20 protein-coding genes are annotated in these 26,304 nt (G+C 59.5%); 11 read left to right on the forward strand and 9 right to left on the reverse strand.

What is annotated here, in order from left to right:
- Positions 1–368 precede the first annotated feature (368 nt).
- Positions 369–1,778 (forward strand): GntR family transcriptional regulator MpaR, encoded by a 1,410-nt coding sequence (mapR, locus tag ACZZ0G_RS27910; RefSeq protein WP_008087199.1) that lies wholly within the window; start codon positions 369–371, stop codon positions 1,776–1,778.
- Between the two features lie 234 nt (positions 1,779–2,012).
- Complete coding sequence (locus ACZZ0G_RS27915; RefSeq protein ID WP_463558414.1) at positions 2,013–2,474, forward strand: hypothetical protein; 462 nt, start codon at positions 2,013–2,015, stop codon at positions 2,472–2,474.
- A gap of 130 nt (positions 2,475–2,604) precedes the next feature.
- Here ACZZ0G_RS27915 and ACZZ0G_RS27920 read toward each other — a convergent pair whose 3' ends face one another.
- From ACZZ0G_RS27920 to tpx, 7 genes are all read right to left on the reverse strand, one after another.
- A complete protein-coding gene (locus tag ACZZ0G_RS27920; protein WP_414869520.1) occupies positions 2,605–3,351 on the reverse strand; it encodes an SDR family oxidoreductase in 747 nt (248 codons plus the stop codon).
- 181 nt (positions 3,352–3,532) lie between these two features.
- Entirely contained in the window at positions 3,533–5,614 is a 2,082-nt protein-coding gene (locus tag ACZZ0G_RS27925; RefSeq protein ID WP_463558415.1) for a putative bifunctional diguanylate cyclase/phosphodiesterase, read from the reverse strand.
- A 301-nt stretch (positions 5,615–5,915) separates the two neighbouring features.
- Positions 5,916–7,397 (reverse strand): efflux transporter outer membrane subunit, encoded by a 1,482-nt coding sequence (locus ACZZ0G_RS27930; protein ID WP_463558416.1) that lies wholly within the window; start codon positions 7,395–7,397, stop codon positions 5,916–5,918.
- Positions 7,394–10,501 (reverse strand): efflux RND transporter permease subunit, encoded by a 3,108-nt coding sequence (locus ACZZ0G_RS27935; protein WP_463558417.1) that lies wholly within the window; start codon positions 10,499–10,501, stop codon positions 7,394–7,396. The genes ACZZ0G_RS27930 and ACZZ0G_RS27935 overlap by 4 nt, the downstream gene beginning before the upstream one ends.
- Before the next feature lie 100 nt (positions 10,502–10,601).
- Positions 10,602–13,703, reverse strand: a complete 3,102-nt coding sequence (locus ACZZ0G_RS27940) for an MdtB/MuxB family multidrug efflux RND transporter permease subunit (protein WP_463558418.1) — start codon at positions 13,701–13,703, stop codon at positions 10,602–10,604.
- Positions 13,700–15,007 (reverse strand): MdtA/MuxA family multidrug efflux RND transporter periplasmic adaptor subunit, encoded by a 1,308-nt coding sequence (locus ACZZ0G_RS27945; protein ID WP_463396391.1) that lies wholly within the window; start codon positions 15,005–15,007, stop codon positions 13,700–13,702. The genes ACZZ0G_RS27940 and ACZZ0G_RS27945 overlap by 4 nt, the downstream gene beginning before the upstream one ends.
- A 175-nt stretch (positions 15,008–15,182) precedes the next feature.
- Positions 15,183–15,683: a thiol peroxidase gene (gene tpx / locus ACZZ0G_RS27950; RefSeq protein WP_463558419.1), complete on the reverse strand. Its 501-nt coding sequence runs from the start codon at positions 15,681–15,683 to the stop codon at positions 15,183–15,185.
- 337 nt (positions 15,684–16,020) lie between these two features.
- Between tpx and ACZZ0G_RS27955 the strand changes: the two genes are divergently transcribed.
- A complete protein-coding gene (locus ACZZ0G_RS27955; RefSeq protein ID WP_463558420.1) occupies positions 16,021–16,446 on the forward strand; it encodes a YciI family protein in 426 nt (141 codons plus the stop codon).
- A gap of 103 nt (positions 16,447–16,549) precedes the next feature.
- Here the strand turns inward: ACZZ0G_RS27955 and ACZZ0G_RS27960 are convergent, their stop codons facing one another.
- Both ACZZ0G_RS27960 and ACZZ0G_RS27965 read right to left on the reverse strand, forming a co-directional pair.
- Positions 16,550–17,026 (reverse strand): hypothetical protein, encoded by a 477-nt coding sequence (locus ACZZ0G_RS27960; RefSeq protein WP_463558421.1) that lies wholly within the window; start codon positions 17,024–17,026, stop codon positions 16,550–16,552.
- Between the two features lie 136 nt (positions 17,027–17,162).
- Entirely contained in the window at positions 17,163–17,531 is a 369-nt protein-coding gene (locus ACZZ0G_RS27965; RefSeq protein WP_463558423.1) for a DUF6124 family protein, read from the reverse strand.
- A gap of 626 nt (positions 17,532–18,157) precedes the next feature.
- Here ACZZ0G_RS27965 and ACZZ0G_RS27970 point away from each other — a divergent pair.
- The 8 genes from ACZZ0G_RS27970 to ACZZ0G_RS28005 are packed head-to-tail and all read left to right on the forward strand — an operon-like array spanning position 18,158 to position 26,303.
- Positions 18,158–18,946: a hypothetical protein gene (locus ACZZ0G_RS27970; protein WP_463398652.1), complete on the forward strand. Its 789-nt coding sequence runs from the start codon at positions 18,158–18,160 to the stop codon at positions 18,944–18,946.
- A gap of 10 nt (positions 18,947–18,956) precedes the next feature.
- Complete coding sequence (locus tag ACZZ0G_RS27975) at positions 18,957–20,408, forward strand: DUF1254 domain-containing protein (protein WP_463558424.1); 1,452 nt, start codon at positions 18,957–18,959, stop codon at positions 20,406–20,408.
- 13 nt (positions 20,409–20,421) lie between these two features.
- Positions 20,422–21,825 carry a DUF1254 domain-containing protein gene (locus ACZZ0G_RS27980; RefSeq protein ID WP_463558425.1) on the forward strand — a complete coding sequence of 468 codons (1,404 nt, stop codon included), beginning with the start codon at positions 20,422–20,424 and terminating at the stop codon, positions 21,823–21,825.
- 16 nt (positions 21,826–21,841) lie between these two features.
- The gene (locus ACZZ0G_RS27985) at positions 21,842–22,792 is read left to right on the forward strand and encodes a SphA family protein (protein ID WP_463558426.1); all 951 of its coding nucleotides are present in this window, start codon (positions 21,842–21,844) and stop codon (positions 22,790–22,792) included.
- A 23-nt stretch (positions 22,793–22,815) separates the two neighbouring features.
- Positions 22,816–23,796: an AAA family ATPase gene (locus tag ACZZ0G_RS27990; RefSeq protein WP_463558427.1), complete on the forward strand. Its 981-nt coding sequence runs from the start codon at positions 22,816–22,818 to the stop codon at positions 23,794–23,796.
- On the forward strand, positions 23,793–24,728 hold the full coding sequence (locus tag ACZZ0G_RS27995; protein WP_463558428.1) for a DUF58 domain-containing protein: 936 nt from the start codon (positions 23,793–23,795) through the stop codon (positions 24,726–24,728). The genes ACZZ0G_RS27990 and ACZZ0G_RS27995 overlap by 4 nt, the downstream gene beginning before the upstream one ends.
- A complete protein-coding gene (locus tag ACZZ0G_RS28000; protein ID WP_463558429.1) occupies positions 24,725–25,324 on the forward strand; it encodes a DUF4381 domain-containing protein in 600 nt (199 codons plus the stop codon). The genes ACZZ0G_RS27995 and ACZZ0G_RS28000 overlap by 4 nt, the downstream gene beginning before the upstream one ends.
- Complete coding sequence (locus ACZZ0G_RS28005; protein ID WP_463558431.1) at positions 25,311–26,303, forward strand: vWA domain-containing protein; 993 nt, start codon at positions 25,311–25,313, stop codon at positions 26,301–26,303. Before ACZZ0G_RS28000 ends, ACZZ0G_RS28005 begins: the two co-directional genes overlap by 14 nt.
- Position 26,304: the final 1 nt, after the last annotated feature.

Here is a 26,304-nt window from a genome sequence, read left to right on the forward strand (position 1 = left end):
GCTCCCTCACCCCAGCCCTCTCCCAGGGGTAGAGGGGGCCGACCGAGGTGTCTGTCGCTATACGCCGACCTGACAGACCGAGTCGATTATGGATCGAGCAAAGCACTTTCAGGCCGAGTCGATTATGGATTGAGCAAAGCACTTTCAGGTCGAGTCGATTATGGATTAAGCAAAGCACTTTCAGGCCGAGTCGATTATGGATCGAGCAAAGCACTTTCAGGTCGAGTCGATTATGGATTCGGCGAAGCAATTTCAGGTCGGTGCAGTTCACAAGCATCCCCCGATCAGTCCCCTCTCCCTCTGGGAGAGGGTTAGGGTGAGGGCTTGCTCCCTGACACACCTCAATAACACCAGCACCAAGGTACTCGATGAAACGCTACGAAAAATTCGCCGACGACATCGCTGAACTGATCCGCTCCGGCGTCCTCGGCCCCGGCCAGCGCGTGCCTTCGGTGCGCTATGCCAGCCAGACGTACGGCGTCAGCCCGTCCACGGTGTTCCAGGCCTATTACCTGCTCGAACGCCGCGGCCTGATCCGCGCGCGGCCGCGCTCCGGCTATTTCGTCAACACCCACGCGCCGAGCCCGTTCTCGGAACCAGTGATCAGCAGCCACGTCAACGATTCCACCGAAGTCGACGTCAGCGAACTGGTGTTCTCGGTGCTGGAATCGATCAAGGACCCGAGTACCGTGCCGTTCGGTTCAGCGTTCCCCAGCCCGACGCTGTTCCCGCTGCAACGCCTGTCGCGCTCGCTGGCCAGCGCCGCCCGCGAGATGGATCCGCGCATGGTCGTCACCGACATGTCGCCGGGCAACCCGCAACTGCGGCGGCAGATTGCCCTGCGCTACATGGTTGGCGGGCTCATGCTGCCGATGGAGGAGCTGCTGATCACCAACGGCGCCCTCGAAGCGCTGAACCTGTGCCTGCAAGCCGTGACCGAACCCGGCGATCTGGTGGCCATCGAAGCTCCGGCGTTCTATGCCAGCCTGCAAGTACTGGAACGGCTGAAACTCAAAGCCGTGGAAATTCCCGTGCATCCACGCGACGGCATCGACCTCGGCGTCCTCGCGCAGACCCTCGAACGTCACCCGATCAAGGCCTGCTGGTGCATGACCAGCTTCCAGAACCCGATGGGCGCGACCATGCCCGAAGCAAAGAAGCAGGAATTGGTCGAACTGCTGCGCCGTCATCAAGTGCCGCTGATCGAAGACGATGTCTACGCCGAACTCTATTACGGCCAGCAAGCACCGAAACCGGCCAAGGCCTTCGACACCGAAGGTCTGGTCATGCACTGCGGCTCGTTCGCTAAAAGCCTGGCCCCCGGCTACCGCATCGGCTGGGTCGCCGCCGGGCGTTACGCGCAGAAGATCGAACGGCTGAAGCTGATGACCTCGCTGTGTGCTTCGATGCCTGCGCAAGCGGCGATTGCCGACTATCTGCAACACGGTGGTTATGACCGGCACCTGCGCAAACTGCGTTACGCCCTGGAAGAGCAGCAGAGCGCGATGCTCGCGGCGATTGCCCGTTACTTCCCGGCACAAACCCGGGTCAGCCAACCGGCGGGGGGCTACTTCTTGTGGCTGGAGCTGCCACCGCAGATGGATTCACTGAAGTTGTTTCAGATGGCACTGGCGCAAGGCATCAGCATCGCGCCGGGGCCGATTTTCTCGCCGACGCAGCGGTTCAGGAATTGTATTCGGTTGAATTACGGCAGCCCTTGGACTGAGGACTCTGAAAAGGCCATGGAGACGTTGGGGCGGATTGTGCGGTCGTTCTGACAGGTTGCTGAGCCCCCAACTATCGCATTTGCAAGTTTGTGAGAACTCTTGGCTGCCGATATTAATTTGGCAATTGAACACCAGCAGCCCTGCGAAGCTTTAATTGCATACAGCTATATGCATTTCTGATGGACGGCAATTTATTCGGACAAAACCTGTCAACTCTGACAGGTGACAGCATTGATCGGTAATGGCTGAATACAGGGGCAATTTTAAATACATGGAGCGTTGAAAATGTCTGACAAAAAAATTCTGCACTCAACCAATTTTGATGATGGCGAACGAAATGGCTGGGGAGAAATTGGTCATATACAAATATGTGATTTGGTAGATGATGAATCGACGGGCAAAGGCAAGTGCCTCGCCACTAAGGAAAACCTTGAACCTGGCGTGGAGCTTGAGTGTTACCAGCGAACACTCAAAGATTATGTGAACAGGAAAGTTATCCTTTCTTTCGACCTGCGTGTTGTTGACCCCCCTGAAGGTTTTAATGCCGTTCGGGTTAGCACCGGTAAAAATAACAATTTTTCTGTGAACTCCCCTGCGCCGACTATCGATTGGCATCGATACTCCATTGCTGTGGATCTGACGAAGCCTACGGCTGGCAGCTTTGATATTGGACCCATTTATTCTGGCGAACTAAAACCGACCACCCGCGCATTTTTTGACAATATTGTGATTGAGTCCGACGATTAATTAGTTACCTGATTGTTAAACCACAGCGGGCTCCGAGACGGGGCCCTTTCGGTGTGTTTTACACGCAAAACCAACACGGGAGATGCTTGATCGCAAACGGACCGGAACCTCCCATGCATCTTCGAAGTTTTTAACGCCCGCCCCCCAAATCAACAAACGTCCCGGTCGCATACGAAGCCTTGTCCGACAACAACCAGACAATCGCCTCCGCCACCTCATCCGGGCGCCCGCCACGGGCCATCGGAATCGCCGACTCAAGCTTGCTGACCCGATCCGGATCGCCGCTCAAGGCATGGAAATCGGTATAGATGTAACCCGGGCGCACCGCGTTGACGCGAATCCCCTCGCCCGCCACTTCCTTTGAAAGACCGATGGTGAAGGTGTCGAGTGCGCCTTTGGAGGCCGCGTAATCGACATATTCGTTGGGCGAACCGAGACGCGCGGCCACCGACGACACGTTGACGATGCTGCCACCCTGCCCGCCGTGCTTGGGCGACATGCGCAGGATCGCGTGCTTGGCGCAGAGGATCGGCGCCAGGACATTGGTTTTCATGATTTTGAGGATGCGGAATTCGGACATTTCGTCGACTCGCGACTTTTGCCCGACGGTGCCGGCGTTGTTCACCAGCGCGGTGACCCGGCCCAACTCGGTGTCGACCCGATGGAACAGCGCGATCACTTCGTCTTCGATGCTGACGTCGGCGCGCACGGCGATGGCTTGTGCGCCCAATGCGCGGACTTGCTCCAGCACGCTTTGCGCGGCCTGTTCATCCGACTGGTAGTTGATGCAGATCCGATAGCCTTGCTCGGCAGCCAACAGCGCCGTAGCGGCGCCAATCCCGCGCCCGCCGCCGGTGATCACAATGACTTTATCCATGCTGGCCTTTCTCCCCCAATGCACACGTAACAGTCGGGGGCAAGAATAACCGCCATTGACGGGTTTTGCATGAGGTCTGTTGCGTCGGGCCCGACGCCTTCGCGAGCAAGCTCGCTCCCACGGGGTTATGCATTCCAAATGTGGGAGCGAGCCTGCTCGCGAAGAACGATAACGCGGTCGATCAGACCACCGCCACCCGCTCACCACGCGCAATATCCTGCATGAATTTATCCGCCGGCATCGGATGCCCCAACAGATAACCCTGCAGCGAATCACACCCCAACTGCGTCAAGAACTTCTGCTGCACCCCGGTTTCAACACCTTCAGCGACAATCCGCAAACCGAGCGCCTGCCCCAACGCGACAATCGCCGAAACAATTGCCGCGTCGTCGCTGTCATGCTCCAGATCCCGCACAAAACCACGATCAATCTTCAGCTCGTTGGCCGGCAAGCGCTTGAGGTACATCAGACTGGAATAACCGGTGCCGAAGTCATCGATCGACAGGTCGACGCCCATGTCCGACAACTCCTGCAACACCGTCATGCTCGCATCGGCATCGCTCATGGCCGTGGTTTCGGTGATTTCCAGGGTCAGGCTGTTAGCCGGCAAGTGGTGAGTGGCCAATGCCTTGGCGACGCTGCGCACCAGCCCGGCGTGGCAAAACTGCAAAGCCGACAGATTCACCGCGATACGCCAATCGGTGTAACCGAGCACGTACCATTCGCGCATCTGCCGACAGGCTTCGTTGAGCACCCAGTCGCCGATCGGGATGATCAGACCGGATTTCTCGGCCAGGTCGATGAACTTGTCCGGCATCAGCATGCCGTGGATCGGGTGTTGCCAGCGCAGCAGCGCTTCGGCCCCGACCGGACGGCCATTGGCGGCGTCGAACTTGGGCTGGTAATGCAAGCTGAACTGACTGTGTTCAAGCGCCGCACGCAGGTCCTGTAACAACTGCAACTGCTTGCGCGCGTTGTTGTTCATCGACGCATCGAAGAAGCTGTAACCGTTTTTGCCGCCACCCTTGGCGTGGTACATCGCCGCGTCGGCGTTCATCAGCAGTTCCTGAGCGCTCTGGCCATTGCCCGGATACAGAGCGATGCCGACGCTGGCGGAGATCTGCAAGTCATGTTCGGCGACGCGGAATGATTGCGCGATCAGCCCGACCTGCCGTGCCGCCAGACCCAACGCATCATTGGGTTCAGTCAGTCGCACGAGCAGGACGAATTCATCGCCGCCGATCCGCGCCAGTGTGTCCTGGCCGCGCAAGTCTTCCCGCAGGCGTACGCCCACTTCGCGCAACAACTGATCACCCATGTGATGCCCGAAAGCATCGTTGACGGGTTTGAAACCGTCCAGATCGATGAACATCAGCGCAAAACAGCCGCCCTGTTCCTGGACCTTTTTCATCGCCTGATTGATCCGGTCGTCGAGCAACATGCGATTCGGCAGACCGGTCAAGGTGTCGTGCAGGGCCAGTTGCGTGAGTTCGCGGTTGGCCACCGTCAATGAGTGCGCCAGATCGGCTGTGCGCGCTTCGAGGCGTGCGTCGAGAATCGAGGTGAGCAAGGCAATCGACAGCACCGCCAATGTGGTGATCAACACCAGGCTGTCGAGGCCGTTACCCTTCAAGCCGTTGACGGTGGCCCCGCAGAAACTGCCATCAGGAAACTGCGCGGCGGCCATGCCGGTGTAATGCATGCCGACAATGGCGATGCCCATGATGATCGCCGCGCCGCCACGAATCAGGCGCACGTACGGCGAGTGCTGACGCAGGCGAAAGGCGATCCACAGTGCCGCCGCCGACGCGCCGACCGCAATCAGCAATGAAGCACCGAACAGCGTCGGGTCGTAGTCGATCCCCGGGGTCATGCGCATCGCCGCCATGCCGGTGTAATGCATGGCACTGATCCCAGCGCCCATGATCAGCGCGCCGAACGCCAGTTGCAGAATCGGCAGTTTCGGCTGGCTGACCAGCCATAAGGCGAAGCCGCAAGACAACACGGCGATGAACAACGACAGCGCGGTCAGGACGATGTCATAGCCCAGATCGATCGGCAGTTTGAAGGCGAGCATGCCGATGAAGTGCATCGACCAGACACCAATGCCCATGGCAAACGCACCACCCGCGGTCCAGAAATGCACCGCGCGGCCCTTGGCCGTGGCAATGCGACCGGTGAGGTCGAGCGCGGTGTAGGAAGCGAGTATCGCCACGCACAACGAAATGAAAACCAGGGTGGAAGAATAACTACCGATGAGCATGGGATTTCTCGTGGCCACCCGACGCGGATTGCGTCCATTCTCGGTCGGGCAAATGCGGCGATTGTACTGATTGCACAGAAGAACGCACTGACAAAGTAAGCAATTGGCCATCAACCCGATGAAACGCTTGTTCGATCATCCGACAAGGCTCTGGCCCGGCGTTCACGGCTTTACCCGATCGTTCCCACGCTATGCGTGGGAATACTTCAGCGGACGCTCTGCGTTCGGCTCGGGATGGGACGCGGAGCGTCCCGGGCTGCATTCCCACGCGGAGCGTGGGAACGATCAACACAGAAGCACGTTACTTCGAAGATTGGGCACTGTCGCTCACTTCAAGTTGCCCATCCCAGCCACCGCCCAGCGCCGCAATCAATTGCACACTGGCAATCAAACGACTTTGTAGAATATTCAGCACGCTGCGCTCATTGCTCAGCGCTGTGGCTTGCACCACCACCACATCGATATAAGCAATCAGACCGGCCTTGTACTGGTTTTCCGTCAGGCGCAGGGAGTCGCGGGCTGCATCCAGCGCTTCCTGGCGCACCGCCGCTTCGTCTTCGTACACCTTGAGCTGCACCAGATAATTTTCAACCTCGCGGAAACCGTCGAGCACGGTCTGGCGGTACTTGGCCACGGTCTGGTCATACACCGCCTCGGTACGGTCGACTTCGGCCGAACGTATGCCACCGTCGAACAGCGGCAGCGCCAGTTTCGGCCCCACCGACCAGAAGCGGTTCGGCAGGCTGACCAGATTCTGCGAGGTGCTGCTGCTGTAGCCACCGCTCAGACTCAGGCTCAGATCCGGGTAATACGCGGCTTTGGCCACGCCGATGTTGGCGTTGGCGGCAATCACCGAACGCTCCGCAGAGGCGATGTCCGGGCGCCGCTCGAGCAATTGCGAGGGCAGGCTCAACGGCACCTGCGGCAGCTTTGGGATGGTCTGCACTTCGGCAATGTTGAAATCCGCCGGAGCTTGTCCGGTCAGCACGGCAATCGCATTTTCAAATTGCGCGCGCTGCCAGATCAGGTCGACCAGATCGGCCTGGGTGCTTTTCAGTTGCGTCTGCGCCTGTGCTACCGCATCGCGCCCGGAAACCCCGGCGCGGTATTGGTTCTGGGTCATTTTCAGCGAGCGTTCGTAGGCGGCGACTGTGGCTTCGAGCAGCCGTTTCTGCTGGTCGATAACGCGCAGTTGCAGGTAGTTCTGCACCAGCTCCGATTGCTGGCTCAGGCGCATGGCCGCCAGATCGGCAAAACTGGCCTGGGCGCTGGCCTCATCGGCTTCCAGTCCACGGCGCAATTTGCCCCAGACATCGGCTTCCCAACTGACGCTCAGCTCAGCGTTATAGGTATCACGGATGCCACTGGAGGAACTGCTCAGACTGGAACTGCTGCTGCCGGTGCCCTGACTGGAGCGAGTCTTGCCCAGGCTTAAGTCCACTTTGGGATAAAACGCGCCACGGGCACTGCGCACCAAGGCCTGAGCCTGGCGATACTGCGCTTCGGATTGCGCGACCGTCTGGTTGGAATTGTTCAGGCGTTCGATCAAGCCGTTGAGCTGCTGATCGCCATACAACTCCCACCAGGCGCCACGGGCCAGCGAGTCGCTCGGGTTGGCCTGAGTCCAGCCTTCGGCCTCCTTGTACTGGGCGATTTCCGCAGTCTGCGGGCGCTGGTAGTCCGGGCCGACGGCGCAGGCACTGAGCATCGCCACGCACAGCGACAGGCTGAGCAAGCGCGAGCCGCGAACGGTGGCCAGATTGAAAAGCGAACGGTCAGTCATAGCGGAGTTTCCAGAGCGGCGTCAGTGCGCACGCCACGCCATTTGTTGAATCGATGGCGCAGCTTGTCGAGATAGAGGTAAACCACAGGCGTGGTGTAAAGCGTCAGCACCTGGCTGAAAATCAGCCCGCCGATGATCGTCAGGCCCAGCGGCTGGCGCATTTCCGCGCCTTCGGCCCGGCCCAGCAGCAACGGCAAGGCACCGAGAATCGCCGCCAGGGTCGTCATCAGAATCGGTCGCAGACGTTGCAGACAGGCGCTGCGGATCGATTCCAGCGGCGACAGGCCCTGATGGCGTTCCAGTTGCAGCGCGAGGTCGATCATCAAAATAGCGTTTTTCTTCACCACACCAATCAGCAGGAACAACCCGAGCAACGAGATCAGGCTGAACTCGCCGCCCAGCGCATAGATCGACAGCAACGCGCCGACACCGGCCGACGGCAGGGTCGACAGGATCGTCAGCGGATGGATGTAGCTTTCATACAGCACGCCCAATACCAGATACACCGCCAGCAGCGCTCCCAGAATCATGAACGGCTGGCTCTTCTGCGTGGCGGCAAAGGCGTCGGCGGTACCGGCCATTTTCGCAATGACATCTTCCGGCAGGCCGAGCTTGGCAATCGCCCGCTCGATGGCGGCACTGCCCTGCTCCACCGTCACGCCTTCGGCCATGTCGAAGGAAATGTCCTCGGAGGCAAACTGGCCTTCGTGGCTGACGCGATCGTCTTCCAGGCTGTTTTCATAATGGGCGAACGTCGACAACGGCACCCGCGCACCGTCAGCGGTGATCACCTGCACTTGCTTGAGCGTCACCGGGTCCTGGGCATATTTCGGATTGACCTCCATCACCACCTGATACTGGTTGAGGCTGTCGTAGATCGTCGAAATCTGCCGTTGGCTGTAAGCGTTGTTCAGCACCGCGGTCACCATGTCCATGTCGACACCCAGGCGTTTGGCCTGATCGCGGTCGACAATCAGCGTCACTTGCTGGGCTCCCGCCCCTTCGCGGGCGTCAATCGCCGTGAGTTCCGGCAATGCCCTTAACGCGGCAACCACTTTCGGGTACCACTTGCGCAACTCGCTCAAATCACCACTTTGCAAAATGTAGCTGTACTGCGAGGTGGTCTGTTCGCGGCCGCCGCCAAATTGCAGGTCCTGATCGGCCATCAGCATCAGTTGCGCACCGGGAACCTTGGGCATTTCCTTGCGCATGCGCTCGATGACTTTCTGCGCGTTGAGCTGGCGATCCTTGATCGGTTTCAGGCGCACCAGCATAAAAGCGTTATTGGTGCCGTTGGTGCCACCGATGAACCCGGCCACGCTTTCCACCGCTTCGTCCTTGAGCACGGCGCGGCGGAAAATCTCCATTTTCGGCTGCATCACGCTGAACGACAGACCATCGTCACCGCGCACGAAACCGATCAGCTGGCCGGTGTCCTGCTGCGGCATAAAGGTTTTCGGTACTACGACATACAACGCAACGTTGACCGCGACGGTGATCAGCAGGCTGAGCAAGGTCAGGCGCCGGTGACGCAACACCCAGTCGAGGCTGGTGGCATATTTGCCGACCATCCAATCGTTGGTGCGGCGACTCCAGCGTTGTAGGCGGTTTTCCTGCCCCGGTGTGTGCGGTTTGAGCCAACGGGCGCAAAGCATCGGCGTCAACGTCAGCGAAACCACCAGCGACACGATGATGGCCGCAGCCAGCGTGATGGAAAACTCGCGGAACAGGCTCTCGACGATGCCGCCCATGAACAGAATCGACAGGAACACCGCGACCAGCGAGACGTTCATCGACAGCAAGGTGAAACCGACTTCCTTGGCTCCGAGGTACGCGGCCTGCATCGGTTTGACGCCTTCGTCGATGTGCCGGGAAATGTTCTCCAGCACCACAATGGCATCATCCACGACCAGACCGGTGGCCAGAATCAGCGCCATCAGCGACAGGTTGTTCAGCGAGAAACCGTAGAGGTACATCACCGCAAAGGTACCGACCAGCGACACCGGCACGGCCAACGTCGGAATCAGCGAGGCGCGGAAGTTACCGAGAAACAGGTACACCACCAGAATCACCAGCGCCACGGCGATCAGCAAGGTCATCTCGGCTTCATGCAGAGTGGCCTTGATTACCGGCGAACGGTCCATGGCCAGATTCAGTTTCACGCTGGCGGGCAACACCGCTTGCAGCGCCGGCAGTTGCGCCTTGATCTCGTTGACCGTCTCGATGATGTTGGCGCCGGCCTGGCGGTTGATCACCAGCAGCACGGCCGCGTCATCGTTGAAGAAGCCGCTGTTGTAGCGATCTTCGACACCGTCACTGACCTTGGCCACGTCCTTGAGGCGCAGTGCGGCACCGTCGGCATAGTGGATGATCAGTGACTCGTAATCCTTGGCTTTCTCCAACTGGTCATTGGCCTGGATCTGCCACAAGCGCTGACCGTCCTCGACCGAACCTTTCGGCCGGCGTACGTTGGCATCGGCGATGGTCTTGCGTACATCGTCGAGCGCCACGCCGTACTGGTTCAGCGCCTGCGGTTCGAGCTCGATGCGTACGGCCGGCAGCGAACTGCCGCCGATCTGCACTTCACCGACGCCCTGCACTTGCGACAGGCTCTGCGAAAGAATGGTCGAGGCCAAATCGTAGAGCTGGCCTTTTTCCAGCACATCGGACGTCAGCGACAGCACCATGATCGGTGCTTGCGACGGGTTGACCTTCTTGTAGGTCGGCATGCTGCGCATACCGCTCGGCAACAGGTTGCGCGAAGCGTTGATCGCCGCTTGCACTTCCCGCGCGGCACCGTTGATGTCGCGGTCGAGATCAAATTGCAGAATGACCCGGGTCGAGCCCTGACTGGAACGACTGCTCATGGTGTTGACGCCAGCGATCGCGCCGAACGAGCGCTCCAGCGGCGTGGCCACGGTGGACGCCATGACCTCCGGGCTGGCGCCGGGCAGGCTCGCCTGCACGACGATCACCGGGAAATCCATTTGCGGCAATGGCGAAACCGGCAGCAGACCGAAGCTGACACCGCCGAGCAGCATGATCGCCAGGCTCAGCAGCATCGTCGCCACGGGGCGCTTGATGAAAGGACCGGACAAATTCATAGCGGCCAGCTCCAAGTTTCAAGCTGCAAGCTGCAAGCTAGAAACATGCGCAGGATGTGCTTTTTTCTTGCAGCTTGTAGCTCGAAGCTTGCAGCTGCTTTCATACCGACACCTCTTCGGCATCCGCATTGGTCTTGCCAAAGCGTCGACCGAGGCGGTCGAAATACAGGTAGATCACTGGCGTGGTGAACAGCGTCAACACCTGACTCACCAGCAGACCGCCAACCATCACCAGACCCAGCGGCTGACGCAGTTCAGCCCCGGAACCGGTCGCAAGCATCAATGGCACCGCACCAAACAGCGCCGCCAGCGTGGTCATCAAAATCGGCCGGAAGCGCAGCAGCGCCGCCTGATAAATTGCCTCCTGCGGCGCCATCCCTTGATTGCGTTCAGCATCCAGGGCGAAGTCGATCATCATGATCGCGTTCTTTTTCACGATACCGATCAGCAGAATGATGCCGATGATCGCGATCATGCCCAGGTCATTGCCACTGAGCAGCAACGCCAGCAAGGCGCCGACCGCCGCCGACGGCAAAGTGGAAAGAATGGTAATCGGGTGAATGTAGCTCTCGTAGAGCACGCCGAGCACGATGTACATGGTCACCACCGCCGCCAGAATCAGCAGCAAGGTGCTCGACAGCGAGGCCTGGAAGGCTTCCGCCGCGCCCTGGAACTGGGTCTGCACGCCGACCGGCATGCCGATGTCCTGCTGCACCTGTTCAATGATGTCGACCGCATGCCCCAGCGCCACACCGGGGGCCAGGTTGAACGACATCATCACCGCCGGAAACTGGCCGATGTGGGTGATCGCCAGCTGCGCCTGACGTTCTTCGACGTGGGCCAGACTCGACAGACGTACCTGCGCGCCATCAGTGGTCTTGACGTGAATCTGGTCCAGCGCCTGCGGACCGATCTTCTCCCCGGCCTGGGCTTGCAGCACCACGCGGTACTGGCTGGCCTGGGTGTAAATGGTCGAGATCTGCCGCTGGCCGAAGGCGTCGTACAGCGCATCGGTGATGTTCGCCACCGAAACGCCAAGGCGTGAGGCGGCATCGCGGTCGATCACCAGATAGACCTGCAAGCCCTTGTCCTGCAAATCACTGGCAACGTCGGTCAGTTCCGGCCGTTGTGCCAGCGCTTCGACCAGACGGCCGCTCCACTGACTGAGCAGCTCGGAATCCGGCGAGGACATGCTGAACTGATACTGAGTGCGGCTGACGCGGTCTTCGATGGTCAAGTCCTGCACCGGCTGCATGAACAGGCGGATGCCGACCAGTTTGTCCAGTTGCGGTTGCAGACGCGCAATCACTTCCGTGGCGCTCAGATCGCGATCGCCATGGGGCTTGAGATTGATCAGCAAGCGTCCGCTGTTGAGTGTGGCGTTATCGCCGTCGACACCGATGTAGGACGACAGGCTCTGCACTGCCGGATCTTCCAGAATGATTTTCGCCAGTTCCTGCTGACGCTCACCCATCGCGGCAAAGGAAATCGACTGCGGCGCCTCGGAAATACCCTGAATCACCCCGGTGTCCTGCACCGGGAAGAAGCCTTTCGGCACGACCATATAGAGGAACACGGTCAACGCCAGTGTGCCGATAGCGACCAGCAAGGTCAGCGGCTGGTGTTTGAGCACCCAGCGCAGCATCCGACCGTATTCGGCAATCATCCAGTCGATGACAGCACCGCTGGCACGGTAGAAACGGCCCTGCTCGTGTTCTTCCGGCTCACGCTTGAGCAGACGCGCGCACATCATCGGCGTCAGGGTCAGCGAGACCACCAGCGAAATCAGGATGGCCACAGCCAGGGTGATGGCGAACTCGCGGAATAACCGCCCGACCACATCGGCCATGAACAGCAGCGGAATCAGTACCGCAATCAGCGACAGCGTCAGCGAGATCAAGGTGAAGCCGATCTGCTTGGCGCCTTTGAGCGCGGCCTGCATCGGACTATCGCCTTCCTCGATGAAGCGCGAAATGTTTTCCAGCATGACGATCGCATCGTCGACCACGAAACCGGTAGCAATGGTCAACGCCATCAGGGTCAGGTTATTGACCGAGAACCCGGCCAGGTACATCACGCCGAAGGTGCCAATCAGGGAAAGCGGCACGGCCACCGACGGAATGATCGTCGCACTGGCGCGGCGCAGGAACAGGAACGTCACCATCACTACCAGGGCGATGGCGATGAGCAATTCGTGTTGTACGTCGGTGACCGATGCACGGATGGTTTGCGTGCGGTCAGTCAGAACAGTGACATCAAGGCCGGCCGGCAGGTTATCGGTGATGCTCGGCAGTAATGCCTTGATGCGGTCAACCACTTCGATGACGTTGGCACCCGGCTGACGCTGAATGTTGAGCAATACGGCCTGATTCTGGTTGGCCCACGCAGCGAGGCGTTCGTTTTCGGCGCCATCGACGATTTCCGCCACGTCCTTGAGCCGCAACGGCGCGCCGTTTTTGTAGGCAAGAATCAGGTTGGCGTAGTCCTCGGGTGAGGTCAGTTGGTCGTTGGCGTCGAGCATCGACACCCGGGTCGGGCCGTCGAAGTTGCCCTTCGGCTGATTGACGTTGGAGGCGCCGATCAAAGTGCGCACGTCGGACAGGTTCAGGCTGTTGGCCGCCAGCGCTTCCGGGTTGACCTTGATCCGCACGGCCTGACGCTGACCGCCGGCAATGCTGACCATGCCGACGCCGCTGATCTGGGCGATCTTCTGCGCCATGCGCGTATCGACCAGATCATTGAGTTTGGGCAGCAGCATGGTTTTCGAGGTGATGGCCAAAGTCAGCACCGGGGTGTCCGCCGGGTTGACCTTGTTGTACACAGGTGGCGCCGGCAAATCGGTCGGCAGCAGGTTGGTCGCAGCATTGATGGCGGCTTGCACCTGCTGCTCAGCGACGTCCATGTTGATGTCGAGGCTGAAACGCAAGGTCAGCACCGACGCGCCGCCGGAGCTGGTGGAGGCCATTTGCGTCAGGCCTGGCATCTGCCCGAACTGGCGCTCGAGCGGCGCGGTCACGGCACTGGTCATCACATCCGGGCTGGCGCCGGGATACAGGGTCATGACGCGGATGGTCGGGTAATCGACCTGCGGCAGTGCAGAAACTGGCAGCAAGCGGTAAGCAATCAGACCGGCCAGGACAATGGCCAGCATGCTCAGGGTGGTGGCTACCGGTCGGAGGATGAACAGCCGCGAAATGTTCATGCGCCCTTCTTGGCCTTGTCAGTCACCGCAGCATCCGGCGCGTTGGCGGCGGATTTGCCTTGCAGGTGTTCGGTCGGCGTGGTCGGCACTTGATTGCTGTCGTTGACCACTTCCACTTCACTGCCTTCCTTCAAGCGGTCGGTGCCTTCCAGCACCACACGGTCGCCGGCAGTCAGGCCTTCAGTGACCACAGTGTTTTCACCATCACTGGCGCCGATCTTCAGTTGACGAATGGTGACTTTCTTGTCGCCATCCAACGCATAGACGAAGGTGCCGTTGGTACCGAACTGGATAGCCGCCGACGGTGCCAGCACCACGCCTTTCAGCGTGTCAGCCAACAGGTGAACGTTGACGAACTGGTTGGGGAACAGCGCCTGATCGCGGTTTTCGTAACGGGCCTTGAATTTCAGGGTGCCGGTGGCGACGTCGATCTGGTTGTCGAGGCTTTGCAGTACGCCGGTGGCTTGCAGCTTGGTATCACCGCGATCCCACGCTTCAGCCGGTAGCTTGGCGCCGCTGCGGTAACGGGTCAGCACGGTTTCGAGGCTGTTTTCCGGCAGCGTGAAAGCCACGCTGATCGGTTGCGTCTGAGTGATCACCGCGAGGAACGTGGTGTCGTTGGCGGTGACGAGGTTACCCACGTCGACCTGCCGCAGACCGACGCGACCGGCAATCGGCGCGCGGATCTTGGTGAATTCGAGATTGAGCTTGGCGTCGTTGACTGCGGCCTGATTGGTCTTGACCGTGCCCAGATATTGACCGACCAGCGCTTCGGCGGTGTCCAGCGTCTGTTTGGCGATGCTGTCCTCTTTGAACAGACCGCGATAACGCTCGACATCGACCTGAGCATTCTTCAGTTGCGCCTGATTCTGCAACAAGGTGCCTTCGGCCTGCAGCAAGGCGTTCTGGTACGGACGCGGGTCGATCTCGGCCAATAGGTCGCCGGCCTTGACCATCTGGCCTTCTTCGAAATTGATCTTGACCAGCTCGCCGCCCACCCGGCTGCGCACATTGATGGTGTTGAGCGCGGTCACCGTGCCCAGCGCCTTGTAATACAACGGGAAGTCGCCGGTGACCGCCGGCGCCACGCGCACCGGAATCGGCCCGCTGCCGCCACCGAAGCCCGGCCGCATCATCCCCGACCGCCCGGTGTGCCCGGCCGCAGCCTTGTCAGCGCCCTCCTTGTGGCTCGAGCCGGCAGGCCAGAATTTCCAGCACAGGACAGCGATCACCAACAGGACAAGCAAGCTGATCAGCCAGCGACGGGAGTTACGGGGGGACGATTGCATGGAGTGATTAACCATTGGGCGCGTGGGCTTCTTTTACGGGAGGCTGAACGATAAGCACTGATGGGGAATTAGCAAAGCAGCTTTACCGGCAATTTACTTACACCTTACGTTTCAAGGTGTGAGGCAAAACACTGATACACAAATGAAAACGGCCTGGACAGGGCCAGGCCGTTAACAATTGTAAAAGCGCTTACTTGAGAACGGACAGCGCCGCTTCGTAGTTAGGCTCTTCAGCGATTTCCTTGACCAGTTCGCTGTGCAGGACGTTGTCGTTTTCGTCCAGAACCACAACGGCGCGAGCGGTCAGGCCTTTCAGCGGGCCGTCAGCAATGGCCACGCCGTAGTTCTCGATGAACTCGGTACCGCGCAGGGTCGACAGGTTCTGGACGTTTTCCAGACCTTCGGCGCCGCAGAAACGCGCTTGAGCGAACGGCAGGTCAGCGGAGATGCACAGCACCACGGTGTTTGCCACTTCGTTGGCCTGAGCGTTGAACTTGCGCACGGAGGTGGCGCAGGTCGGGGTGTCGACGCTTGGAAAAATGTTCAGGACTTTGCGCTTGCCGGCGAAGTCTTGCAGGGTGACGTCGGACAGATTGCCGGCAACCAGAGAAAAGGCTGGCGCCTTGGAACCGGCTTGTGGCAACTGGCCGTTGACTTGAACCGGATTGCCTTTAAGGGTGACTTGAGCCATGACTTGAGTCCTTCTGATGTTTTGATTGGAAAGCATGCAAGAGGCGGAAGTTAACCACGAAATTGTCCGACGACCTATGCCCTGTTTTTAAATTGTTGGGTGCCTGCGCGCAAAATTGTATACAAAAGCTGCGCAATTCCCCCTGTGGGAGCGAGCCTGCTCGCGAAAGCGTTGGACCAGTCAGCATAAATGTTGAATGTGACGACCTCTTCGCGAGCAGGCTCGCTCCCACATTGGATTCTGTGGTGTTACCGGTCTTTTATTTAGAGACCCTGTCGATTCACCGCTGGCTCGTTCGACTAAACAACGAATCCCCACAATCCACGGAGTAACCGCCATGCGATTCATGATCCTTGTCAAAGCCAGCGCCGATTCCGAAGCCGGCATCATGCCCAGCGAAGAGCTGATCACCGCCATGGGCAACTTCAACGAAGAACTGGTCAAGGCCGGCATCCTGATCGATTGCGATGGCCTCCATCCGAGCAGCAAAGGCGCCCGCGTACGCTTCTCCGGGGACAAACGCTCGGTCATCGACGGGCCGTTCATCGAGACCAAAGAACTGGTGGCGGGCTACTGGATTTGGGAAGTGAAATCGAAGGAAGAAGCCATCGAATGGGTCAAGCGTTGCCCCAATCCGATGCCGGGCGATTCTGAAATCGAAATCCGCCAGATATTTTCTGCCGAAGACTTCGGCGCCGAGTTCACCCCAGAAGCGCGGGAGCAGGAAGAGCGCGTTCGCGAACAGGCCAAGAAAAACGGCTGAACCGGATATCACATGCAGGAGCTGCCGAAGGCTGCGATCTTTTGATCTTGAAAAGCAAAGTCAAAAGATCACAGCCTCGTTTCACTCGACACCTGCAAAACCGTCAGTCGGGCATCGATCGGATGATGTCGGCCAGATCATCCTTGGTTATTTCATTGGCCTTGATCGCAGCGGCGACATCTTCTTTGGAAAGCGGAAAACGTTTGAAAATGTCTTTCAAGGTTTCCTCATTAACATTGGCCAGCCAGAGGGGATCGATTAATGAGCCGCCATACTCAGGCCTCATGGTTACTTCTTCGTGTGCAATTGCGCCTTTATGGTTGAGATACACCACATAACGGTCATGCCCTTCAGGAAAGCTTTTATCGTGATAAAGCGTGGTACCCAAAGGCAGGACATAGTAGTTCTCGTCGCCATTTGGACCTTCAATCAGCAACGGCTCCTTGGTTTTGATCATTTTCCTGTCGCGCCCTTTCCCAATATCACCAAAAATCAGAAAAGCCAAAAAAACCGCATTGACGGATAAAACTGCCACCAGCCATAGGCTAATCCGCCTGTTTGTAACCATTTTCCTTATCAAGCCTTTGCTCCTGCAATTGTCACGGTTATGCCCAACCGTCTTTCAAGGGACGCTCTGCGTTCAGCTTGCGAATTTGACGCAGAGCGTCAAGGGCGGCATTCCTTTGCTGCGCGTGGGAACGATCATTCAATAGAGATCAGTCATTGAGCTCGACGTGATCCAAGGCTTGATTCACCGCAAGTTCACCCAGCATGACGACCTGTGCTATCCCCAGTGCAGTCTTGCGCTGCGAGGTTTCCAGGGAGGCGGCGAAGTTGATCAGCATTTCGCTGGCCGAGCCTAGGGTTTCGCTGGCGTTGGCGAGCAGGGATTCGGTGTTGTAGCGGGGATTGGCGAGGTACATGGGTTCCGGCTCGTTGGCGCAGGACATGATGCGGGCGGCGGGATTGAGGTAGTAGTCGAGGGCGCGGTCGGCGGCTTCGTGAAGTTTTTTACTGTCGACTGAGGCGTAGGGGGATGTGCTGTCGGCGTCTGATTCTGGGGGGTTGGGTGTTGGCTTTTTCATGGTAGAACTCCACTGGAAAGTTGGAGCTGCCGCATTCGGTTTCCGGACGAAGAGGTGGCAGCTGTACGCAGGTTGGAAACCCGGGCAGCGGCGACCCGGTCGACCCGAAGGTCTCCCGCGCACAGCCGCCATAACGGACTGCACACATTCGAAGTGCGCAAGGATACGTTATGAAAGGCGTGTACGCGCCACTAATACCCGTCGGGGTTTCCAGTCCCGGTCGCTGATTTGGCAGCGACGAGCACAGGCTAGAGACCCGACGTCCGACGGACAACCTGAAAACCTTGTGGGAACGTTCCGCAAATTCCAAACAACGTTTAAACATCCCGAATTGAAATACGCATAGGTAGGAGCTACCGAAGGCTGCGATCTTTTGATCTTGAACTTACAAACAAGATCAAAAGATCGCAACCTTCGGCAGCTCCTACACGGGCAGCAGCCTTTGAGTACACAAAATCACCGTGATCCTGCTCACAAAACCAAAGAATTAATCCATTCGGCTGGCTAACTCCCGATTAGCTGCTAGCGTCATTCAGACGTGTCCTACAGGCTTGATAAGAAAGGGATTACGCCGTAACGGCCAAGATGTGCCGAGTTGTCCATAGGCCACCAGGGAATCGGGGATGATGTTCAATCGAGTGGGGAAGACTCTTTTTCTGGCGAGTTCGCTGGCGGCTGCGTGTGGCGCGCAGGCGGATAACGCCGAGGACTCCAACAAAAGCAACAACCCGTTGAACGTGGCGCCCGGCGCCAATCTGCAGGACTACTACACCCCGAAACTCTACGACAGCAACGCGCACACCAATGACGTGTTGCTGCGTGGCACCCTGCCGATCGCCCCGAACGATTTCATCGGTGTGCCGCAACTGGTTCGCGCCACGCTGCCGATCAGCACCCGCCCCGATCCGCACAACCGTTACAGCACCGGTATCGGCGATCTGAACCTGTTCGATATCTTCATTCTGAAAACCGACGGCGTGCAGTTGGGCATTGGTCCGCTGATCACGGCGCCGACGGCTGAACAGGACGAACTCGGTACCGGCAAATGGCAAGGCGGCCTGGCTGCGGTAGCAATCGACGCTTCGCCGCGCGGTCTGCTTGGCGCACTGGTGCAATACCAAAGCTCGTTTGCCGGGGACAACGACCGCGCCCACGTCGAGAGCGCCACGATGCAACCGTTCATCATTCATAACCTGGAAAAAGGCTGGTATTTGCGCTCCACCGGCACCTGGACCTTCGACCTGAAAAACGACACCCATTACATCCCGATAGGTCTGGGTGTGGGCAAGGCCTGGAAGTCCGGCAGCAACATCCTCAACGCCTTCGTCGAACCGCAATGGACGGTTGATCGCAAGGGCGATGGCCTGCCGCAATTCACCCTCTATGCCGGCCTCAACGTGACGTTTGGCAAGTAAGGAAATCGCTATGCACGTAGCCCTCAAAGCCGCCGGTTTCAGTTTGATGATGATGTTTGTCAGTTGTGGCGTCGGCGCCCAGGACCTCGATACCCCTATCGGCAAGATCGCTATGGAAGGCGAGCTGCCGAGCCATGAATCGATTGCCAAACTGTACGCCGAACTGGATTTCCAGCAGGCGACCCAGAGTTATCTGTGGGCCTTGCCGCTGGTGTCTTATGCACAGTGGCAGGAAGAGTTTCGCGACAAGCTCGGCGCGCGCAGCGGCGATCTGATGGTACTCAACAGCTACGAAGACAAGCTTGGGGTGATCACTGCCAACGCCACTACCCCCTACATTCTCGGCTTCGTCGATCTGAGTGAAACCGGGCCACTGGTGATCGAGTTGCCGCCGGGGCCGACCGCTGGCGGCATCGGTGATTTCTGGCAGCGGGCGATCATCGACATGGGGCAGACCGGCCCCGATAAGGGTCAGGGCGGCAAATACCTGGTGCTGCCACCCGGAGCCGAACCACCGGCAGATGCCGGCCGGTACTACCTGGCGAAATCGGAAACCATGAACGTGCTGGTGGGTTTCCGTGTGCTCGATCCGGACCCGGCCAAGGGCAAGGCACTGGTCGAGAAGTTCAAGATGTACCCGTACGCCCAACGCAATAAGCCGGGCGACACTCGCCTGCTTTCGCCGCAAGGCAAACCTTGGTCCGGCACGCAACCTCAAGGCATCGCCTACTGGGAACGCCTGCACCAGATCATTCAGAAAGAACCGGTCAACGAGCGTGACCGGTTCTACATGGCGATGCTTGCCAGCCTCGGTATCGAAAAGGACAAACCCTTCAACCCCAATACCCATCAACGTCAGGCCCTTGAGCAAGGTGCGCAGGTCGGCGAACTGATTGCCAAGGCCAACACCTTCGCCAAGCGTTTTCCTGACGCTCAGTATTGGCCCGACCGGCACTGGGACACGGTGCTGAACATCGCCGAGCCATCACAACGCGTGGCCTATTACGACCAGTTGTGGGAACGCAGTGCCTGGTTCTACGAGGCGGTCACCAACACCAAGGGCATGGTTTCCAAAACGCCGGGGCTGGGTCAGACCTACCTCGGCGCCTACACCGACGCCAAGGGTGACTGGCTCGACGGTGGCAAGAGCTATCGCCTGCACGTTGGCGCCAACCCGCCGGCCAAACAATTCTGGTCGATGACTGTTTACGACATCACCAGCCGCGGCCTGATCGACAATCCGCAGCGCAAGGCCGACCTTTCTTCGCGTCAGGATTTGCAGAAGAACCCCGACGGTTCGGTGGATCTGTACTTCGGCCCGACCGCACCCAAGGGCCTGGAAAGCAACTGGGTGCAAACCCTGCCCGGCAAACACTGGTTCAGTTATTTCCGTCTGTACGCGCCGACTGAAGCGTATTTCGACAAGAGCTGGAAACTCGACGACATCACGCTCGCGCAATAAATAAGGACGCACCATGCACACACGCAATCTGTTGCTGACCGGCCTGACCCTTACGCTGAGCACCAGCGTCCTGGCCGATTTCAGCGCCAGCCCTGACGAAGCCCAGGGCATTGCCAAGGAAGCCTATCTGTATGGCTTCCCGGTGGTGGAGATGTACAAAACCCTCTACACCCAGGCCATCGACAGCAAAAGCCCGAACTACAAGTCGCCGTTGAACCAGATCGGCAACACTGCCAAAGCCTTCACCGCCAAGGACACCGCGTTTGTCACGCCCAACGCCGACACGCCCTACTCCTTCGTCTGGATGGACTTGCGCACCGAGCCGCTGATCCTGACCCTGCCGCCGATCGAAGAACACCGTTATTACTCGGTGCAACTGATCGACGCCTACACGCAGAACTTCGCCTATCTGGGCACCCGCAGCACCGGCAACAACGGTGGGCATTTCATGATTGCCGGGCCGGATTGGCAAGGTCAGCAACCGGTCAACATCGACCGCCTGCTGCGCAGCGAAAGCAACATCACCTACGCGCTGTACCGCACGCAATTGTTCGACGAGAAAGACCTGGCCAAGGTCAAACAGATCCAGAAAGGTTACAAGGTCGAAACTCTCAGCCACTACCTCAAACAGAAAGCTCCGGCGCCGGCACCTAAAGTGACTTGGCCGAAACCGACGCCGACCATGAGCGAAACCCCGGAGCTGTTTCGTTACCTGAATTTCATGCTGGCGTTCACGCCGCCGCAGGACGTCGAAAAGGCTCTGCTCGCACGCTTCAGCAAAATCGGCATCGGCGCTGGCCAGCCGTTCGACCTGAAGAAACTCTCAGCCGAGCAGCGCAAAGCGCTCGAAGACGGTATCAGCGATGCCAAAGCCGAATTTGCCGCGTTCAAAAAGGACAAGGTCGACACCCATCAAGTGACCAGCGGGGATTTCTTCGGCACCCGCGATCACCTCAAGGGCAATTACCTGTACCGCTACGCCGGCGCCAACATGGGCATATTCGGCAACTCCGCTGAAGAAGCGAATTACATCGGCTATTTCGTCGACAAGGACGGCCAGCCAGCCGACGCCTCGAAACACGATTACACCCTGCATTTCGACAAGGGCGCCCTGCCCCCGGCCGACGCGTTCTGGTCGCTGACGATGTATGACGGCAAGAACAAATTGCTGGTGGCCAACCCGCTGAATCGCTACCTGATCAATTCGCGAATGCTGCCGGATCTTGCGCTGGATGCCGACGGCGGCCTGACCCTGTATGTGCAGCACAAGAACCCGGGCAAGGACAAACAGGCCAACTGGCTGCCAGCGCCCAACGGGCCGTTCTACGGGATCCTGCGTCTTTATCTGCCAAAACCGGAAGTGGCCAGCGGCGAATGGAAAATGCCGCCACTGATCCCGGTCAACTCAAAACAATAAGCGGAGTCATTGATTGATGATCAAGCCCAACGTTGTGCGCCCGCTATTGGCGCTGTGCCTGATCGGCAGTCCTCTGCTTTACGCAGCGGAGGGCGGCGTGGGTCGACCGATCACCGGTCAGCAGGTGTTCTCCAACGCCGGGATCGTCCCGCCCGAGCCGGGCTGGGTCATGTCGTTGACCAGCATCTGGTACGACGGCTCGCTCAAGGGCAGTAACGGTGCACCGATTTCCGGCGCGGTCAGCGGCGGGATCGACATGAAAGTCTCCTACACCATGGGCAACTTCACCCACGTCTGGGACACCGGCAAAGGGCCTTGGAATTACGCTTCGGCAATCGGCGTGCCGGTGCAATACACCGACATCAAAGCCAGCATCACCGGCCCGCGCGGTCGCACCCTGGGTGACAGCGACTCGGGAACACAATTCGCCGACGCCCTGATCACGCCGATTGCCGCCGGCTACCACTTCGATGAGCTGAATCACATCTCGTTTTCGCTACCGATCTACGTGCCCACTGGTGCCTACAACAAGGACCGTCTGGCCAACCCCGGACAGAACAATTACACGTTCATGCCGACCGTGGCGTTCACCCATCTCGACGGTAAGGGTGGCGAGTTCAGCCTCATGAGCGCTTTCGAGCGCTACACCGAAAACGACGCCACCGATTACCGCAACGGCAACATCTTCCGCCTCGATGCGCTCTGGACCCATGGCTTTGGCAATGGCTGGAACGCCGGGGTCGCCGCCGGTTATATCCAGCAACTGACCGACGACAAAGGCCAGACCGCCGACACGTTCAACGGTTATCGCGGGCGCTCTGTAGGCGCCGGCCCGGTCGTGGGCTGGACCGGCAAGTTCGCCGATGCGCAAGCCAATGTCAGTGCGCGCTGGGTGCCGGAGTTCGACACCAAAAACCGCCCTGAAGGCAACGGTTTCAGCGTCAACCTGACCCTGGCCTTTTTCTAGACCGGACACAAAGGACTGCCCCCATGACTGCGCTTACCGACCTCAATGCCCTGCAAGCCAGCATCGCCGAAGCGGTGCTCGGCCAGGATCAAGTGATCCGGCAGATCCTCCTAGGATTGCTGGCCAACGGTCACTTGCTGCTGGAAAGTCTGCCGGGGCTGGCCAAGACGCGCACGGTCAAGGCGCTGGCCAAACACCTCGACGCGAAGATGAGCCGCATCCAGTTCACTCCGGACCTGCTGCCCTCGGACATCACCGGGGCCGAGGTGCTGCATCAGGTCGAAGGCAAAAACGAAATCCGTTTTCAGCCGGGGCCGCTGTTCGGCAATTTGATTCTCGCCGACGAGATCAACCGCGCACCGGCGAAAGTCCAGGCCGCGTTGCTTGAAGCCATGGAAGAACGCCAGATCACCGTGGCCGGCAACAGCCATGCGCTGCCGGAACTGTTCATCGTGGTGGCAACGCAAAACCCGATCGAACAGGAAGGCACTTATCCGCTGCCGGAAGCGCAGATGGACCGTTTTCTGATGAAGGTGCTGCTCGACTACCCGAGCGCGGAAAACGAAAGCCAGGTGCTGCGCCTGCTGCGCAACGAAGAGTTCGCCCAAGGCGCGAGCACCACGCCGGCCAAAGGTTTCAGCCTGGCGCAGGACGTAATCTTCGCCGCCCGCAAGGAAGTCAGCGCGGTACACGTGTCGCCGGCCATCGACAGTTATCTGATCGACCTGATCAACGCCACCCGCCACCCCGCCGATTACGACGAAGACTTGGCGCGCTGGATCGCTATCGGCGCCAGCCCGCGCGGCGGCATCGGCCTGGATCGTTGTGCGCGTGCCGATGCGTGGTTGCAGGGTCAGGACTTTGTTTCGCCGGACAACGTGCGCGCCGTGGTGCATCCGGTGCTGCGCCATCGTCTGCAATTGAGCTACGACGCCGTGGCCGACGGTGTGAATGCCGATCAGGTACTTGACCGAATTCTCGACAAAGTGGCGATTCCGGCATGAACGACGAAGGTCTGGTCTACGTCTCTCTCGCGCAATTGATGGCGCTGGAGTTCAAGGCCCGTGACCTGAGTTTTCTCGCCCGTCAGCCGCGCGACAGCATCCTCGCCGGCAACCATGCCTCGCGCCTGCGCGGACGCGGCCTGAATTTCGATGAGTTGCGCCGCTATCAGCCAGGCGACGACTTGCGTCACCTCGACTGGCGCGCCTCGCTGCGCACCGGCAAACCGGTGGTGCGCACCTTCACCGAAGAGCGCGACCGCCCGGCGTTGATCGTGGTCGATCAGCGCATGTCGATGTTCTTCGGCTCGCAGCGCAGTTTCAAATCGGCCCTCGGCGCCGAACTCGCGGCACTGGCGGCGTGGATGGTATTCAACGCCGGCGACCGGGTCGGCGGGCTGGTGTTCAACGATCAGCGCATCGACAGCGTCGCACCGCTGCGCAGCCGTAAACGCGTGGAAGCCTTGCTCAGCCGCATCGCCGAACAGAATCAGGCACTCAGCGCGGCCAGCCCCGACGCTGAAGACGAGGATCAACTGGACAAGGTCCTGCAACGCTGCCTCGCGCTGGCCGGGCATGATCATTTGATCTGCATCGTCAGCGACTTTGCCGGGGCTGGCGAACATACCCTGCAACTGATGCGGCAACTGTCGGCGCACAACGATGTGATTGCGCTGCAGGTTTACGACCCGCTGGCGATGAAGCTGCCGAACAATGGCCGCCTGCTGGTCACCCAAGGCGAGTTGCAGGTGGAACTGGCCATCGAGAAACGCAACGTGCATCAGCCGCTGGGGGACTTTCTAAGCGGGCGGCTCCAGGACGTCGCCACCCTGCTGCGCCGCAGTCAGGTGCCGTTGATGATGTTCAGTACTGCCGAAGAGGCCCACGCACAACTGCGCGCGGAACTGGGCAAAAGTGCCGGGGCACGGCGGTGAATCCGAATGTTCCAAGCATCGAGCAACTCAAGGAGTTGGGGCTGCCTGCACCGATCAGTTATGCGCCGCAGACCTGGGGCTGGTGGGTGCTGCTCGCCCTTTTGATATTGGCCGCGTTACTGATTGGTATCCGCCGTTATTGGCAATGGCGCAGGGACGCTTATCGACGTGAAGGCTTGGCGCGTCTGGCGCAATTGCGTGGTCGCAGTGATGACCTCAATGCCTTGCGCGAATTGCCGGAGCTGCTCAAGCGTGTGGCGCTGTCGATGCCGACACAATCCCCGAGCTGGAACCCGCTCAATGTGGGAGCGAGCCTGCTCGCGAAGAGGCCCGCACAGTCAATATCTTTGGCGCCTGACACACCGCTTTCGCGAGCAGGCTCGCTCCCACAGGGTCCTGCGGTACTTGGGCGGGAGGATTGGCAAGACTTTCTGCAGCAGCACAGCAAAAAACCGCTCCCGGCCGACTTCAGCGACCAACTCGCACAACTCGCCTACGCCCCCGACGAAACCTTGCGCGCCCTGCCTGCGCCGCAACGTCAGGCGCTGTTCGACACCTGCCAATACTGGATGGAGCATCACCATGTGGCAGCTTGATTACCCGTGGCTGTTGCTCCTGCTGCCGCTGCCCTGGCTGGTTTACCGCTACCTGCCCGCGTACAACGAGGCCCGCAGCGCCGTGCGCGTACCATTTTTTGCGGCGATGAGCCGGGCCGTCGGTGAGGCGCCGGGCATCGTTGGCAGTCGCCGTAATCTCTGGCAACTGCTGCTGAACATCCTCGTCTGGGCTTTGATTCTATTGGCCGCCGCGCGCCCGGTGTTCGTTGAAAAACCCATCGAACGGCAACAACCGGTACGCGACCTGATGCTCGCCATCGACCTGTCGCAGTCGATGGAAACCGAAGATTTCACCAACGCCAGCGGCGAAAAAATCAATCGTCTCGCCGCCGTCAAGGAAGTGGTGCAAGGCTTCATCGACAAGCGCAAGGACGACCGCCTCGGCCTGATCGTGTTCGGCAACGGTGCCTATCCGCAGGCACCGCTGACCCTCGATCACGCCAGCCTCTCGCTGTTGCTGGCCGACACAGGCATCGGCATGGCCGGCCCGAATACCGCGATCGGTGATGCCATCGGTTTGAGCCTAAAGCTGTTGGACAAGGCCCACGAACAGGAAAAAGTCCTCATCCTGCTCACCGACGGCAACGACACAAGCAGTGCGATCACCCCGGATCACGCCGCTGAAATGGCCGCCAACAAAGGCGTGATCATTCACACCATCGGCATCGGCGACCCCAGCGCGTCTGGCGAGGCCAAGGTCAATCTGTCAGCGCTGGAACAGATCGCCAAAACAACTGGCGGCCAGTTCTTCCGCGCCGAAGACCGCACCGCCCTGGATCAGGTCTACAGCACCCTCGATCGCCTCACCCCGCACCAAGTGAAAACCCTCAGCCATCAACCGCAGCGCGAGTTGTTCTACTGGCCGCTGGGCGCGGCGGTTGCCCTGTTGGCGCTGTATCACCTCGGCGCGCTACTGCGTGTGCGCCTGGCGTTTGCCCGTCAGCGGCAGGAGGCCTGAG

Source organism: Pseudomonas sp. AC169, assembly GCF_979258515.1.

Coding starts and splice junctions, on each gene's coding strand:
- ACZZ0G_RS27935 (WP_463558417.1), bottom strand. CDS start 10,501: ATGAATTTGTCCGGTCCTTTCATCAAGCGCCCCGTGGCGACGATGCTG.
- ACZZ0G_RS27945 (WP_463396391.1), bottom strand. CDS start 15,007: ATGGTTAATCACTCCATGCAATCGTCCCCCCGTAACTCCCGTCGCTGG.
- ACZZ0G_RS27940 (WP_463558418.1), bottom strand. CDS start 13,703: ATGAACATTTCGCGGCTGTTCATCCTCCGACCGGTAGCCACCACCCTG.
- ACZZ0G_RS27980 (WP_463558425.1), top strand. CDS start 20,422: ATGCACACACGCAATCTGTTGCTGACCGGCCTGACCCTTACGCTGAGC.
- ACZZ0G_RS27920 (WP_414869520.1), bottom strand. CDS start 3,351: ATGGATAAAGTCATTGTGATCACCGGCGGCGGGCGCGGGATTGGCGCC.
- mapR (WP_008087199.1), top strand. CDS start 369: ATGAAACGCTACGAAAAATTCGCCGACGACATCGCTGAACTGATCCGC.
- ACZZ0G_RS27975 (WP_463558424.1), top strand. CDS start 18,957: ATGCACGTAGCCCTCAAAGCCGCCGGTTTCAGTTTGATGATGATGTTT.
- tpx (WP_463558419.1), bottom strand. CDS start 15,683: ATGGCTCAAGTCACCCTTAAAGGCAATCCGGTTCAAGTCAACGGCCAG.
- ACZZ0G_RS28005 (WP_463558431.1), top strand. CDS start 25,311: ATGTGGCAGCTTGATTACCCGTGGCTGTTGCTCCTGCTGCCGCTGCCC.
- ACZZ0G_RS27930 (WP_463558416.1), bottom strand. CDS start 7,397: ATGACTGACCGTTCGCTTTTCAATCTGGCCACCGTTCGCGGCTCGCGC.
- ACZZ0G_RS27925 (WP_463558415.1), bottom strand. CDS start 5,614: ATGCTCATCGGTAGTTATTCTTCCACCCTGGTTTTCATTTCGTTGTGC.
- ACZZ0G_RS27985 (WP_463558426.1), top strand. CDS start 21,842: ATGATCAAGCCCAACGTTGTGCGCCCGCTATTGGCGCTGTGCCTGATC.
- ACZZ0G_RS27970 (WP_463398652.1), top strand. CDS start 18,158: ATGTTCAATCGAGTGGGGAAGACTCTTTTTCTGGCGAGTTCGCTGGCG.
- ACZZ0G_RS27955 (WP_463558420.1), top strand. CDS start 16,021: ATGCGATTCATGATCCTTGTCAAAGCCAGCGCCGATTCCGAAGCCGGC.
- ACZZ0G_RS27915 (WP_463558414.1), top strand. CDS start 2,013: ATGTCTGACAAAAAAATTCTGCACTCAACCAATTTTGATGATGGCGAA.
- ACZZ0G_RS27995 (WP_463558428.1), top strand. CDS start 23,793: ATGAACGACGAAGGTCTGGTCTACGTCTCTCTCGCGCAATTGATGGCG.
- ACZZ0G_RS27965 (WP_463558423.1), bottom strand. CDS start 17,531: ATGAAAAAGCCAACACCCAACCCCCCAGAATCAGACGCCGACAGCACA.
- ACZZ0G_RS27990 (WP_463558427.1), top strand. CDS start 22,816: ATGACTGCGCTTACCGACCTCAATGCCCTGCAAGCCAGCATCGCCGAA.